At 39.0% G+C, this 14567-nt stretch carries 11 protein-coding genes; 7 read left to right on the forward strand and 4 right to left on the reverse strand.

Annotated elements, in window-relative coordinates:
* Window positions 1-21: 21 nt before the first annotated feature.
* Window positions 22-1146, reverse strand: coding sequence for a GAF domain-containing sensor histidine kinase (locus PGN18_RS14405; RefSeq protein WP_335320242.1), 1125 nt, complete (start codon window positions 1144-1146; stop codon window positions 22-24).
* Between the two features lie 516 nt (window positions 1147-1662).
* On the opposite strand from PGN18_RS14405, the gene PGN18_RS14410 reads away from it, so the two are divergent.
* Window positions 1663-3261: a cryptochrome/photolyase family protein gene (locus tag PGN18_RS14410; protein WP_335320244.1), complete on the forward strand. Its 1599-nt coding sequence runs from the start codon at window positions 1663-1665 to the stop codon at window positions 3259-3261.
* Between the two features lie 295 nt (window positions 3262-3556).
* On the opposite strand, the gene PGN18_RS14415 is transcribed toward PGN18_RS14410, so the two are convergent.
* Window positions 3557-4423: a LysR family transcriptional regulator gene (locus tag PGN18_RS14415; protein ID WP_335320246.1), complete on the reverse strand. Its 867-nt coding sequence runs from the start codon at window positions 4421-4423 to the stop codon at window positions 3557-3559.
* 124 nt (window positions 4424-4547) lie between these two features.
* Between PGN18_RS14415 and PGN18_RS14420 the strand changes: the two genes are divergently transcribed.
* Together PGN18_RS14420 and PGN18_RS14425 are read left to right on the forward strand one after the other, a co-directional pair.
* Complete coding sequence (locus PGN18_RS14420) at window positions 4548-5270, forward strand: class I SAM-dependent methyltransferase (protein ID WP_335320247.1); 723 nt, start codon at window positions 4548-4550, stop codon at window positions 5268-5270.
* A gap of 103 nt (window positions 5271-5373) precedes the next feature.
* A complete protein-coding gene (locus PGN18_RS14425; protein ID WP_335320248.1) occupies window positions 5374-5631 on the forward strand; it encodes a CBU_0592 family membrane protein in 258 nt (85 codons plus the stop codon).
* Here PGN18_RS14425 and PGN18_RS14430 read toward each other — a convergent pair.
* Window positions 5603-6226: a TetR family transcriptional regulator gene (locus PGN18_RS14430; protein ID WP_335320249.1), complete on the reverse strand. Its 624-nt coding sequence runs from the start codon at window positions 6224-6226 to the stop codon at window positions 5603-5605. The genes PGN18_RS14425 and PGN18_RS14430 overlap by 29 nt on opposite strands.
* A gap of 192 nt (window positions 6227-6418) precedes the next feature.
* Here PGN18_RS14430 and PGN18_RS14435 point away from each other — a divergent pair, with 192 nt between their 5' ends.
* From PGN18_RS14435 to PGN18_RS14450, 4 genes are all read left to right on the forward strand, one after another.
* Window positions 6419-9628, forward strand: coding sequence for a SusC/RagA family TonB-linked outer membrane protein (locus PGN18_RS14435; protein ID WP_335320250.1), 3210 nt, complete (start codon window positions 6419-6421; stop codon window positions 9626-9628).
* 32 nt (window positions 9629-9660) lie between these two features.
* A complete protein-coding gene (locus PGN18_RS14440) occupies window positions 9661-11451 on the forward strand; it encodes a RagB/SusD family nutrient uptake outer membrane protein (protein WP_335320251.1) in 1791 nt (596 codons plus the stop codon).
* Window positions 11451-12377 (forward strand): metallophosphoesterase family protein, encoded by a 927-nt coding sequence (locus PGN18_RS14445; protein ID WP_335320252.1) that lies wholly within the window; start codon window positions 11451-11453, stop codon window positions 12375-12377. Before PGN18_RS14440 ends, PGN18_RS14445 begins: the two co-directional genes overlap by 1 nt.
* 545 nt (window positions 12378-12922) lie before the next feature.
* The gene (locus tag PGN18_RS14450) at window positions 12923-13612 is read left to right on the forward strand and encodes a hypothetical protein (protein ID WP_335320253.1); all 690 of its coding nucleotides are present in this window, start codon (window positions 12923-12925) and stop codon (window positions 13610-13612) included.
* Between the two features lie 13 nt (window positions 13613-13625).
* On the opposite strand, the gene PGN18_RS14455 is transcribed toward PGN18_RS14450, so the two are convergent.
* Window positions 13626-14567: a phosphatase PAP2 family protein gene (locus PGN18_RS14455; protein WP_335320254.1), complete on the reverse strand. Its 942-nt coding sequence runs from the start codon at window positions 14565-14567 to the stop codon at window positions 13626-13628.

A 14567-nucleotide genomic window follows, 5' to 3' on the forward strand; every position in this document is an offset into this window, starting at 1 on the left:
TAGATTTTAGCAAACTAAAAATTACGACTGGCGTTGAGGAAGTTCAATTCGAAAGACCGTTCCCCGTCCCTTTTCAGATGTGATGAACATTTCACCATTCAGTTTATCAATCAGGTGTTTTACTAACGATAAGCCAAACCCGTAACCTTTTTCACCCGCTGTTCCTTGCTTTGTGCCGATGCCTCCCGTTAAAATTTGACCAATTTCCTCTTCACTTATTCCCACGCCGCTGTCGGCTACAACGATTTTTAAAATATTAGCATCTCGCCCAAATACCAAGTCAAGATCCACAGTTATTGTACCACCTGGAGGAGTAAATTTCACCGCATTTGAAATCAGGTTTCCGTTAATCTGCAGCAGCTTGTTTTTTGAAAACACTATATTTTTTTTGTCCGGATTAATATTGATATTTAAATTGATCTTTTTGTAAGTTGCCTGTGGTTCGTAAAGCTCCATAAGTTTGGCGCGAAAGCTGCTCAGGTCGAACTCGTTAATGCCTGGAGCTTTCACTTCTTCATTATCAGAAAGTATTTCATCGGCAAGATCCAAAAGTGATTTGCTTCCGCTATGAATCAATTTGATAAACTCAATCACCTGATCAAAATTGGCACTTTTTCCCTGCTCAGTAATAATTTCAGATAAACCTATTATCCCAGCAATTGGTCCCCGAATGTCATGAGCGACTTTTTTTTTCGATTCACTGGCATCTTTTAATTTATCTTGTAACAACTCCATTGTCTGATAGGTTTTTACCCTATTCATGATCTCTAAAGCGATGATCTTCAGCAACTCAATCTTTTCGGGGCTCAAGATTTTCAATCCGCGATCCAATACACATAGAGCGCCAATGTTTAACCCATCATTATCCCTAAGTGGCACCCCAAAATAATAGCGAAGCGACAATGGAGCACCAACATAAAAATTTTTATTAAAGCGGTCATCTGCCGAAAGATCATGTACTTCAAACTGGTCGGTTTGTGTAATGGTGTATTGGCACACAGATTCCTCCCTGGTCATCTGCTGTAAATCAAGCCCGTGACTACCTACTGTCCACTGTGTATAGGCATCGATGAGGTTAACTAATGAAATTTCTGTACCAGCTACCTTAGCGGCAAGGTGGGTAAGATCTTTAAAGCTTTCATTCATACTTCCGTAGTCTATATCGAAATCGGATAATTTTAAAAGCCTTTCGGGTTCATTATATGGTACAGGATAATTTAATTCAGACATATTTTACTCATAATTTAAATGACAATTTTATTCTACACAAATGTAGTAATGTTCTATATAAAACATATCGAAGATACGATTTTGACTATAAAATTCATAAATACAACCTACATGTTTTCTTAGTTAGAATCTTTATTATTACTTTTTCATAAGGCAATCGAAAAACTAGATGTAGATACTCAATCATAAGCTGAAGGATCACTTTTATATATTGAAACGGGGAAGCTCAGGCAATTAAAAACTGTTTCCCCAGGACTTAAAAATACCACAATACAACCCTTAAAACCTAACCCTGCTCAACTATTCCTAAAACCATGATCAACACTTGAAAAATAATAACACGCTGGATATTATCACTTGCACCAAATCAATTTTAAAATATCCTGTTGGTAAAATTGTTTAGATTTTACCCAATTTCTTTCAAACAATATTATGGGAATCCAGTTTTCTACTGGTGAACAATCTGAGCTGACATTCTTAACCATGGGAAAAAAATATAAAGTATTGCGGCTCGTTTTGGGCGATCAGCTCAATATACAGCACTCTTGGTTTAAGAAATCAGCACCAGATACGCTGCATGTATTGATGGAAGTAAAAACGGAAACCGATTATGTTTGGCACCACATTCAGAAAGCATGTGCTTTTTTTGCAGCAATGGAAAATTTTGCGGAATTGCTAAACAATAAAGGATTTGAAACCATCTACCTTCGACTTGATGACCCGAAGAACAAACAAAATTTTTCGGATAACCTGAACGATTTAATAGATAAGTTGGGCATAAGAGAATTTCATTATCAATTACCCGATGAATACCGGCTTGATCAGGAACTCAGCAATTTCTGCAAGAGATTATCTATTGCTTACTCCGTTTTTGATACCGAACATTTTTATACCAGTAGGACTGAACTAGGAGATTTGTTTGCAGGGAAAAAAGAATTGTTAATGGAAAGTTTCTATCGGGCGATGCGCTCAAAACACCACATATTATTAGATGATGGCCAAAATCCACTAGGCGGCAAATGGAATTTTGATGAGGCAAACCGCAAAAAACTTCCTAAAAACCACAAGCCAAACCCTCCCTTGTTATTTAATAATGATGTAAGCAAGCTGTATAAAAGAATAAGAGATGCAGCTATTAAAACCATTGGCACTATTGACCCTAAACATCTACTATGGCCTATAAATAGGGAACAATCTTTAAAACTTCTTCGTTATTTCTGTGAAAACTGCCTCCCGCTATTTGGCACTTTCCAGGATGCAATGCATACCAGTGAATGGTCTCTTTATCATTCTCGTTTATCGTTTAGCTTGAATACTAAACTTATTTCACCAGTTGAAGTGGTCAATGCAGCGGTTAAGTATTGGAAGGAAAACAGGAAATCGATCGCCATGAATCAGATAGAGGGATTTATTAGGCAGATTTTGGGCTGGCGTGAATACATGAGGGGGATTTACTGGATGAAAATGCCAACATTTGAAAAAATGAATTTCTTTGAACATGACAGGAAACTGCCTAAATGGTACTGGACAGGAGAAACGGATATGAACTGCTTAAAGCATTCCATCAATCAGTCTCTTGAATATGCGTATGCACATCATATTCAGCGTTTAATGATCACTGGAAATTTTGCGCTGCTTGCCGGCATCAATCCAGATGAGGTAGATTTTTGGTATCTGGGTATCTACATTGATGCGATACAGTGGGTAGAAATTACCAATACACGAGGAATGAGTCAATATGCAGATGGCGGAATTATAGGCTCCAAACCATATACTGCTACCGCAAACTATATCCATAAGATGAGTAATTATTGCGATAGCTGTAAGTACGAGCGGACTGAAAAAACTGGAGAAGATTCCTGCCCATTTAATAGCCTGTATTGGGACTTTCATGATAGAAACAGAACTAAACTAGGCAAAAACCATAGGCTCTCGATGGTTTACCGGATCTGGGATAAAATGGACCCCGACTTGAGGTCGGAAGTACTAAGGAGAGCAGATTTTGTCTTAAAAAACCTGAATGATCTTTAATATTCATAAATACTGTAGATCAAACACAGTAAGGTACAACAGCTTTCTCATCTCACAACGCCTCTGGTGATGAGCCAAGAGGCATTTTTGTTAATTGATTACTTATACTATTTATTCGTAACCAAATAATTTTAAGCCTGTAAAAATGAGATTGTCGCACTGATCCGATGTTAAGTATTTTTCCTGCTGGATAGACACTGAAATAAATCCGATACCTCTCTGATCAGGGTTGAGGGCTATACGCGAAAAATATTTGCAGTAAATGAAACCAGGCAATCTACGTGTTCGCGCGTAATTATGACCTGAACTCATCAATTTTCAGCCTCATATAATGTTTAATAAACCAATTCAACACCTCGTTTTTATTCGATTCTTTATAAGCCAACACCACCTCTGTGTTAATCGGGATGTCACTAAGCTCAATAAAAGACACTTTCAACTGCGCATATTGTTTTTTTAACGACAACGGCAAAATAGATACCCCCAAACCCGCCTCTACCAATTGTAATATGGAGTGTACATTGTTAGCTTCGTGGGTAATATCTGGACTAAAACCCATTCTCTGGCAAATTTCTATCAATTTCTGGTTATACTGTGGAGCATAATCTTTATTAAAGAAAATAAACGGACTCTTTCTTAAAAAATCGGTGAGCTCATACTGATCATCTATCTTATGTGTTCTTGAAGGGGTAACCACTACAAAAGGATCAAAAAACAACGATTCCACTTTCAATTTTTCAGATAAAACAGGGGCTCTTAAAATCCCAACATCTAAATCACCATGTTCCAGCGCTTTAATCTGGGCGAGCGTAGGCACTTCAAACAAACTCGTTTTCATGTAGGGAAATTTCTCATGCATCAACTTTAAAATTTCGGCCAGCTGCGATTGGTAAACCGAACTGATATAACCAACCTTAAATTCGCCGCTAACACCTTCATGGATTTTACGCACTACATCTTTACTTTCTTCCAGCCTGGCAAACAAGCTATCTACTTCGGTTTTGAAATATTTCCCGGCGTTTGTTAAGGCAACCTGTTTATTATTCCGAACAAACAACTTCACGCTAAGTTCTTCTTCCAATTCTTTAATCTGCCTGCTTAACGGCGGCTGCGAGATAAAGAGTTTTGCTGCGGCCTTGGTAAAATGCAGTTTCTTCTGCAACAGTTTTAAAATACGTCAGATGTCTTAGTTCCATAACAACGATACTTATCAGGTATTAACTTATGCCAAAATTGATATTTTACAAATATGATCAACAAAGATAACTTTACAAAAAATTAAAAGCATGGATAAAAATTATTCGCATAAGGCAACAAACGAAGAGATAAAAACGAGATTTGACAGCGATGTAGAACGTTTCTCTAATTTGGAAAGCGGTCAGCAAACCACTATTGATGCACCACTAACTATGGAGCTTTGCACAGAAGCCGCAAAACACATTAATCCGAACGCCACGGAACTGTTGGATATAGGCTGTGGTGCCGGTAATTATACGTTAAAGATGCTCAGCAAAATTTCAAACCTAAACTGTACGCTAAACGATTTAAGCTTACCCATGTTGACACGTGCAAAAGACCGGGTATCAGCACAAACTACCGGGAAAACAACGCTAATACAGGACGATATGCGTAATTTAAATTTGCCTGACAGTCATTTCGATATTGTTCTGGCCGCCGCTACATTTCATCATTTGCGTACCGATGCCGACTGGGAACTTGTTTTTACCAAAGTTTATCGGGCGCTAAAACCCGGGGGCAGTATCTGGATTTCAGACCTGATTGCACATGATTCAGCATTGATCGATCATCTCTTTAAAAACCAATACGGTACCTATCTGGAAACACTTGGTAGTGCGGATTACAAGCAAAAAGTATTTGACTATATTGAATATGAAGATACCCCACGCTCGTTAAATTATCAACTGGCATTGTTGCAGAAAGTTGGTTTCAGTGTTACCGAAATTCTACACAAAAACTCTTATTTTGCAGCATTTGGTGCGATAAAATGAAAAGGCTATTCCAGGTGCAGGCCACCAGTACCTGGAATACTTTCTAAACAAGGACTTTATATTGTAGCTCCTAAAGAAATTGAAAATAAACCCGGTTAATAATATGAGCGTAGCAATGTCAATTATCGGATGGTCTGGAGTAGTGTTTTGTACACTGGCATACCTTTTTTTAAGTATGAAATTAATCCGCTCAGACTCGTTCTCCTTTCAGGCCCTCAACATATTGGGTGGATTGTGTTTAGCCATAACCGCGTTAGATACTCACGATCTACCTAATGCCGCTGCCAATGTACTCTGGATGTCTATTGGCTTATTTGCTTTGGGCCGTCACTTTAGCAAACGGGATCAGAAAGCGCCTTAGTTGGAGGTATGCCAATCAGCTCATAGGCTTTTTGCTTATAATAGGCTAATCGCTCCGAATAAGCTTTCTTATCATTTTCCATCGAAAGGTAAAAATAAGCGCCATCAACCATTACAAAAATAAAATCGGCTGCAACCTTTGGGTCATCTACATTTGTAATACACTGCATATTACACTGTTCGATAAGCAGCGCAAGTCCATTGCGTAACGCATCTAGAATGAATTTGTATTTTTGCTTGATTTTTTTCTCCCTAAATGCCAAAGCATAAAAAGTATAAAATAAACCGTCATCAAAAAGTAGGTTCCATTTTTTAGAAAACAGCATTTCGATCGTGCTTTGTAAATCGCTTAAGGTTGCTTTTTCTTTATTCTTCACGGTATAAATCAATAAATACCGGTCAAGTATGTGGTCGATCAGTTCATAAGTGAGTCCTTCCTTGGTTTCAAAATAATGGATAATAAGGCTTGGGTTTATATCCATCACTTTGGCAATCTTGGCAATAGAGGTATTTTCATAACCTTCTTTTTTGGCTACCTGATAAAATACTTTTATGATTTCCAGTCGTCTGGTCTCCTTTAAACTTTTTCTTCCCATTGTGCAGCTAATTTAATTGGGCAAACTAATTAAAAGCAGCTGGATTCTGCAAATTTATTTTACCAAATATATTGAATGAACGTTCAATTAATATATTAATTAAATCTTAACCTATCCTTAATATGATATCTTCAATTTAGCGCAGCTGAAAGGCACCTATCATTCCAAAACAAACAAAAAATACTAAGTAAAATGAAAAAAAAGCTACTATGGATGTTCACCCTGTTGATCCTATCTGTTAGCACATTTGCTCAAGGGATCGCCATTAAAGGGACCGTCTACGATGCAAGGACGGGAGAGACACTGCCAGCGGTAAATATTGCGGTGAGGGGAACAAATCTGCACATCGCTACAAACAGTAATGGTGCTTACATGATTAATGGTGTAAAACCAGATGCAACCCTGATTTTTTCTTATATCGGATATAAACAACAGGAAATTGCAGTTGGTGGCAGAACGAAAATCGATGTTTCCTTATCTCCTGACTTTGCCAACCTGGACGAGGTCATGGTAGTTGGCTTCGGAACAAAGAAAAAAATCAATGTTGCTGGTGCAATTGATCAGATTTCGGGCAAGCAACTCGAATCAAGACCTGTAACCAACGTATTGCAGGGCTTGCAGGGTATTAGCCCCGGACTTAATATTACTTACGCAGGCGGCGCACCGGGCAGTGTACCCAATATCAACATCAGGGGATATACTTCAATTAATGGTGGTTCGCCATTAATCGTTATTGATGGTATTCCTGCTACCAGCAACGATGATATGTTACGCTTAACGCCTACTGACATTACTTCATTTACCATATTGCGCGATGCAGCATCTGCAGCCATTTACGGCGCACGGGCCGCATTTGGTGTAATTTTGATTACCACTAAACAAGGTGTTGCTGGTAATAATACCATCAGTTACAATACCTTCCAATCATGGGCAAAGCCAACGTTATTGCCAAAGCCAGTAACAGACCCATACATTTTCTCGAGAGTTTTAGAAACTGCTACTGATAATACCCCCTGGGATTATGTAAATTATTCTGATGAGTATTACCGCTGGGCGAAAGAAAGGTCGGATAACCCTTCCATAGCCGATACGAGATTAAATCCGACCGACCCTACCAAATGGGCCTATATGGGTAGCAATGATTGGTATAATTACTTTTTTAATCACTCTAGCCTATCCAAAAGCCATACCTTAACTTTTTCTGGAGGGGCTGCAGTAAACGAAAAACCCTTAACCTATTATCTTTCTGCGGATTACACCAGAGATAATGGCTTAAACAAACTCACTGCCGATTATTGGGACCGATATGGCTTAAGATCAAAAATGGGTTTTTCGCCGATTTCCTGGCTCAAGATCGATAACAACCTGAACATTTATCAAACCAAACGGGCACTTCCCAATGGAAACATTACCGACCTGTACTACCTCATGCCTACTGATGTGGCTACAAACCCCGATGGTACCTGGGCAAATACTGCTGCCGGCAGACTGGCCGCAAAACTTGTTGATGGCGGGAATAACCTGCAAAACATGTTCGGTTTCCAGAACATTACCAGCGCCACAGCTTTGTTTCTAAAAGGTAATCTTCAGGTAAATGCCGACGCCTCTTTTAAACGTGAACTCTGGAAAACACATAACGACAGCAAAAAATATAAAATCGGTTACGGACCAAGCGATATTCGTGAAGAAGGTGGAACCGGTTCGGTAACAGAAAATAATGGTTACCTGTATAATAATGCCTTTAATATATACAGCACTTACAAAAGAACGTTCGGCGATCATTTTTTCAGTGCAATGGTGGGTTTTAATAGTGAAGATTATAGCTATTCTACCATAAATGCAAGTAAAGACATTCTCATTTCTTCTTCGCTACCTTATTTATCGCTTACCAGTGGCACGGCTACTGCTAGTGCGGGTTATTCTGCATATGCTACTAACAGTGCATTTTCGAGATTAAATTACACATACAAAAATAGGTATATCCTGGAAGCTACCGGACGATATGATGGTTCATCGCGTTTCCCGATAGACAGACGCTGGGGATTTTTTCCATCTGCATCTGTCGCATGGATAGCAAGTAGCGAAGATTTTTTTAAAGCAGTTTCATCCACAGTATCTACATTTAAATTCCGTGCATCATATGGTGATCTCGGCAATCAGAATGTTGGAGACTTCGGGTACATCCAATCGCTTGCTACGGGCACTTCTGGTTATTTGATCGGTGGAAATGGTCAGAACCAGATCATTACTGGTGCGCCAGGATTAAACGTAGACCCACGCACTTACACATGGGAAAGGGTATCAACTTTAAATATGGGTACAGATATTGGATTATTGGGCGATAAACTTTCTTTTACTTTTGATTATTATATCCGCGATACTAAAGGAATGCTTACTGCAGGACAAGAGCTACCGGGTGTGTTAGGAACTGCTGTACCGCGCCAGAATTCGGCCGATCTTCGTACCAAAGGATGGGAACTTTCAGTAACTTACCGAGACAGGTTTGAACTGGGTTCAAAACCTTTCGGCTTTGATGCTAAAATATTCTTAGCCGATTCTAAAGCCAAAATTACCAGGTTTAAAAATGACCAGAACCTATTTTCAAACTATCGAGAAGGACAAACACTGGGAGAGATATGGGGATTACAGAATGATGGCGTTTTTCGCAGTAAAGCAGAGATTGCCGCTTTGGATGAATCTGCAATTATTCCATGGGGTGCATTATCAATTGTTGAAGGATGGCCTAAATATGTTGACCTTGATGGGAATAAAAAAATTGAAAGAGGTTTAAGTGCAAACGATCCGAAAGATTTAAAAATTATCGGTAACAGCGCTGACCGTTATACGATTGGTGCCAACCTGAATATGGATTGGAGTGGTTTTGATCTTTCTGTGTTTTTGCAAGGCGTACTTAAAAGAGACTTTTACCCCCACCATTATCTTTTCTGGGGGCCTTATCAACAGCCTTATGCCAACGTTTATCCCTGGAACCTTGATTTTTACCGTGGAGCAGCCGATTCACCTGAGCAGAGAGCCAAACACTCAGCTTCATATATTGCCGCCGGGCTTGCTGATGTTAATACCGATTCTCAATATCCAATATTACAATCGTGGCTTGCTGATGCCAATTATGGTTCGGGTTTGGATATACCTCAAACTAAATATCTACTAAATGGCGCCTACCTAAGAATCAAAAATGTATCGCTTGGTTATACACTACCAGTACAATGGACCAAAAAGTTTCATGTTAACCGCCTTCGTGTATTTGTTACGGGCGAAAACCTCTATGAGTTTTCTTCAATAAAGAAATTTATCGATCCGGAAGCAGTTAACCAGGGTCCAAGTGCCTGGGCATATCCTTATCAACGACGATATGCCTTTGGTCTTAACCTCGATTTTTAACCTTTGGATCTATTACATTTAAATCATTTGAAATGAAAAAGTATATATATTTCATATTTATTGCAGCCATGTGCATACTTGCGGCCTGCAAAAAAAATGGGCTGGACCGTTTCCCTCAAACCGCCATTTCCCCTAACCTCTTTTTTAATACGGAAAGTGACCTTTCATTATATGTTAACGGTCTGCTCTCTCAACCAGACCGTAATACCTTTCTTAATGATCAGAGTACAGATAATGTAGCCACCACAGCAGCGGTAGAGGTTAAAAACATCATGGCTGGTAATGCTAATGCACAGAACATCACCACGGGCTGGAGCTGGGGCAGGTTAAGAAACATTAACTATTTTCTTGAGAATTGCGGAAAAGCACAGGTTGCTGCTGCCGTTAAAAATCATTATGTGGGTTTAGCCAGGTATTACCGCGCTGAATTCTATTTTGACAAAGTAAAACGTTTCTCTGATGTACCCTGGTATTCAGGCACATTGGAACCAGGTGATGAAGAACTTTACAGACCTCGTGATCCGCGGACATTGGTTGCAGACAGTATCATGGCCGACCTGGATTTTGCCTATAAAAATGTAAGAGAAAGCGTTCCAGCAGGTACCCCTGGTAAATGGGCGGTAGCCACTTTATATGCCCGTGCAGCGCTTTACGAAGGAACTTACCGTAAATACCATAACGAATTAAATTTATCAGCTTCAGCAAATACTTTTTTAGAAACTGCTGCAAAGGTTTCAGGAGAAATGATAGCTGCTAAAAAATTCACCATTTATAATACCGGAAAACCAGAACAGGACTATGCAACGCTTTTCTCCAGTCAGGATTTAACGGCCAATAATGAAGTAATTTTGGTTAATATTTTCGACCTGAGTAAAAGTAAAAGCCAGAATGTAAATTCTACTGTGTTTGGCGATTATGAGCAGGCACCAGCCAAAGACCTGTTGCAAACCTACCTAATGAGAGATGGTAGTAGGTTTACTGATGTAGCAAATTATTCGAAGCTCGGTTTTGTTGCAGAATTTAAAAACCGTGATCCCCGCCTTTCGCAAACGATGGTTTATCCGGGATGGATAAGAGTTCCCGATCCTACACCATATATCCAACGTTTAAATAAAAATTTTACAGGTTACCACCAGTTGAAAGGCTATGTAAACAGCACCGATAATGCAATTTTAAACGGTGTAGATTTTCCGGTGTACCGTTATGCAGAAGTGTTGTTAACTTATGCCGAAGCACTTGCAGAATTGGGTACCTTAACACAGGCCCAGCTTGACCAATCAGTAAACCTTCTTCGAAAAAGAGCGGGTTTGCCTGATCTGAATCTGTCAACTGCCAACGCCAATCCCGATCCTGCATTACAATTGCAATATCCAAATGTTACGGCTAATGCAGGTGTCATATTGGAAATAAGAAGGGAACGAAGGGTAGAATACGCTTTTGAAAACATGCGTTTTGATGATTTAATGCGTTGGAAGGTAGGCAAACTGCTTACCAAAAGCCCGGAAGGCATGTACTTTGGCGGATTAGGCAAATACGACCTTACCGGTGATGGGATTGATGATATTGTTCTGATTGACAGAGCGGCAACGATCCCTGGTGAAGACCAGAAAGAAAAAAATTCTCTTGGGGTAAAACTTATTTATTACCGCGCAGGATTAATTGGAACAGATGCAACGGTTTATTTGAAGAACGGCAACAATGGAGGTAATATCGTAACAGAAAATATGGTTAGAACTTTCGAAGAACCAAAATTCTATTACCGTCCTATTCCGCAACAACAAGTAATCCTGAACCCTAAACTAAAACAAATTTTTGGCTGGTAATGATGGCAGAAATAAAGAGAAGGTCTGTAATCAAGGCAATAGGACTATCCGCAGGAACAGCAGTTTTTGGCACATTACCCAGTCTGGCTTCGGAAACGCATCCGGATAAACCAAAAGGCAGAAAACTGGTGCTTACCGTGCCTCATATTACCGATGTTCATATCCGTTCAGGAGAAAATGCCCCTGATCGATTTAAAGCATGTTTAAGCCAGATTATCAGCAAACATAAAGTTGATTTCTTCTTAAACGGAGGAGATGCCATTAACGATGCTTCTTATGATCATGTTGTTCGCGAGCAGGTAATCGAACAATGGAGTATTTGGGATGATTGCATCAAAACAATTGATAGATACAAGATATACAGTTGTATCGGCAACCATGATACCTGGTGGAAAGCACCTTCAAAAGACGATGAAATGTATGGGAAGAACTATGTGGTCAAACGGCTTAAAATCCCTAACCGTTATTATAGTTTCGCTAAAAAAAACTGGCATTTTATTATCCTTGATGGGAACAATGGCAAAATTTCTCTTGATGAGGAACAGTATAACTGGCTGGAACAGGAATTAAAAAATCTACCTGCCGGCACGCCCACCCTAGTCATGTCGCACTATCCAATCCTGGGCACCACCCAGGCATTGGTTGGTGGCGGACATTCGGATTTTAAAAAACTGAAAGACCTTTTCTACAAACACCGCGATAAGGTTAAAATTTGCTTAAGCGGACATAATCATCTTTTAGATAAAACTGTTTACAATGGTGTTCTATATTGCTGTAATGGAGCCATGAGTGGTTTTTGGTGGGGCAAAGGTGATGCTGAATCGGCTGGGCCTGGTTATTATCAGGAAACGGCGCCCGGATACGCAATACTTAAAATGTACGATGATGGTTCAGTTGAAAACGAATATTTACCTCATATTTTTTAATCCTTCACGAAGCTTAACGGAATATCGAAACGCCTTTAAAGCATTATATGATGGTACTTGCCTCGAAACTTCGGGAGCAAAACTAACAGAATCCACTAACTCAATCGTCATCCGATAGCAATCGGATCTCGCGCAGGAACCACGAAGTGCTCAGAGACGCTAATCTTAAGACGCTAGCATTAAGATTATTCATAAGGCTTTGCTTTTATATAGCGGCATTCATCAGCACTTCGTGGTTCCCATCCGATAGCAATCGGATCAAGTTGGGAATGACGATCTCTCAACGGATGCTTAATAAAATTTATCTATGAACCATATTGATTTTGTGCAATAAGTATCTTTCAGGGTAACATTTGCCCAAATGATCAAGCCCCACTGGCTACACTGGAATCATCGTCAAATCATATTCGTACTTTTAAACCAATTTATAGGAGTTTTAGACCTTTTTTGAAGGTGGCTAGTAATCGAAATTTGTAGTCTAAATTTAAGAAAAGCGGAATCATAGCTAATTTGATTCAACTGATTACTATCCCAAATTCATTCAAGTGGCTAATTATACCAACACATCAAACCCGAAAGGTTTAAAGACTGCCTTTCTAAGGCTTCTTATTTACGGCGCACTCATTTACTTGCTTTCCGAATTTCTCAAATGGAATGTAAAACATGAAGAAGTAAGCAATAAGTTTAGTGAAGATTCTGCGGTAGAATATGTTCAAAGCCTTTTGCTCCTTTTAAGTTCAACTATTTTTCTTTATATATCTTTTAAATATAAATCCATATTCCCACTTTCTTTCGCCTTATTTGCTTTTATGATGGCTTCTTTTATCAGAGAACAGGATGCTTTTTTGGACGAGCATATATATGATGGTGCCTGGCAAACCGGAGCATTTGGTCTTCTTATATTGGCCACCTTGCTTATTTACAAAAATAAAACGCTGTTTTTCTCTAACTTAAATGATTTTGTACACCAGTTCTCTTTTGGGATTTTATTATCGGGTATTGTAACCACCTATATTTTTGCACGCCTATATGGAAGAAAAGTTTTCTGGATGGCCGTTATGGAAACGCAATACACCCGCGACGTAAAAAATGTGTCCGAGGAGTCTCTTGAACTTTTCGGTTATACCCTTATTCTTGTTGCAAGCGTAGAGTTCTATCTGTTGGTTAGGGCAAAACACAATGAGATAGGTTTAAAAGCACACCGAGGTCAATCCTCATTTCCTGTTTCTGCTTAATAAATTGAAGATGCTATCTATCAATGGTGACTATCATTTTAGCAACAAGTTGTTTCAATTTGGTGTAGCGCATTAAATAATCAAAAGAAATAATGCCCAAAAGCGCGCAGATTACCCCGGCCAATACATCAAGTGTGTAATGATGACTGGTATAAACTGCCGAAAACCATATGCCAAGCATTACGGTAAAAAAGAAAATATTAATTTTCCCTAAGCGGTTTTTTAATCCATAATAAACAACAATAACTGGATAGGATGAATGCAGAGATGGCATGGCCGCAAATACATTAGAACCTTTGCTATATATCCCGTGAAAAAGTGTGATGCCAAAATAATGGTCAAAACGGGCCAAGCCAGCGGTATTACCAGCTGTTTTGGCTATAAACTCGAAGCCATGTTCTTGTACATACCATGGTGGCGCAGCGGGAAAAGCGTAATAAACCACAAAACCCAATAAATTTACCCAAACAAAGGTGAGTGAGAACCAAACAAACTGTTTTTTATTTTTAAAGAAAAGATAAGTGGCAAATGCTAAAGGTACAGGCACCCACATCAGGTAGAAAAAACCTGTCAATACGTCTAAAAATGAAGTACTGTTTATTTTCCAATATTCGTTAGGTGTAAGTATTAAGCCATGGTAATTCATGCCAAAGGTATTTTTTTCCAAGTTGTACAAATCTTCGATATGCACCGTATTAAAAAGATAGTTTGGAAAAGCCTTCATGTAATCAAAAAGTATCCAATAGACAATAAAGATTGAAAAGCCGAGGATAAACTTTCTGGTTCCACTGGATAGGTAAAACAAAGCGTTAAAAAGAAAAATCAGCACCAACTGATCGGTTTTAAAGTCAACCAATAGTACTGATAACAATAGGTATCCAACAGATATAGCAACTGTTAGATAAATATTACGGATATGGTAAAATTCGTTTTTAAGCAATGCTTCTTGCTGCAT

This window comes from Pedobacter terrae (assembly GCF_036946585.1).
Classification (GTDB): Bacteria; Bacteroidota; Bacteroidia; order Sphingobacteriales; family Sphingobacteriaceae; genus Pedobacter; species Pedobacter terrae_C.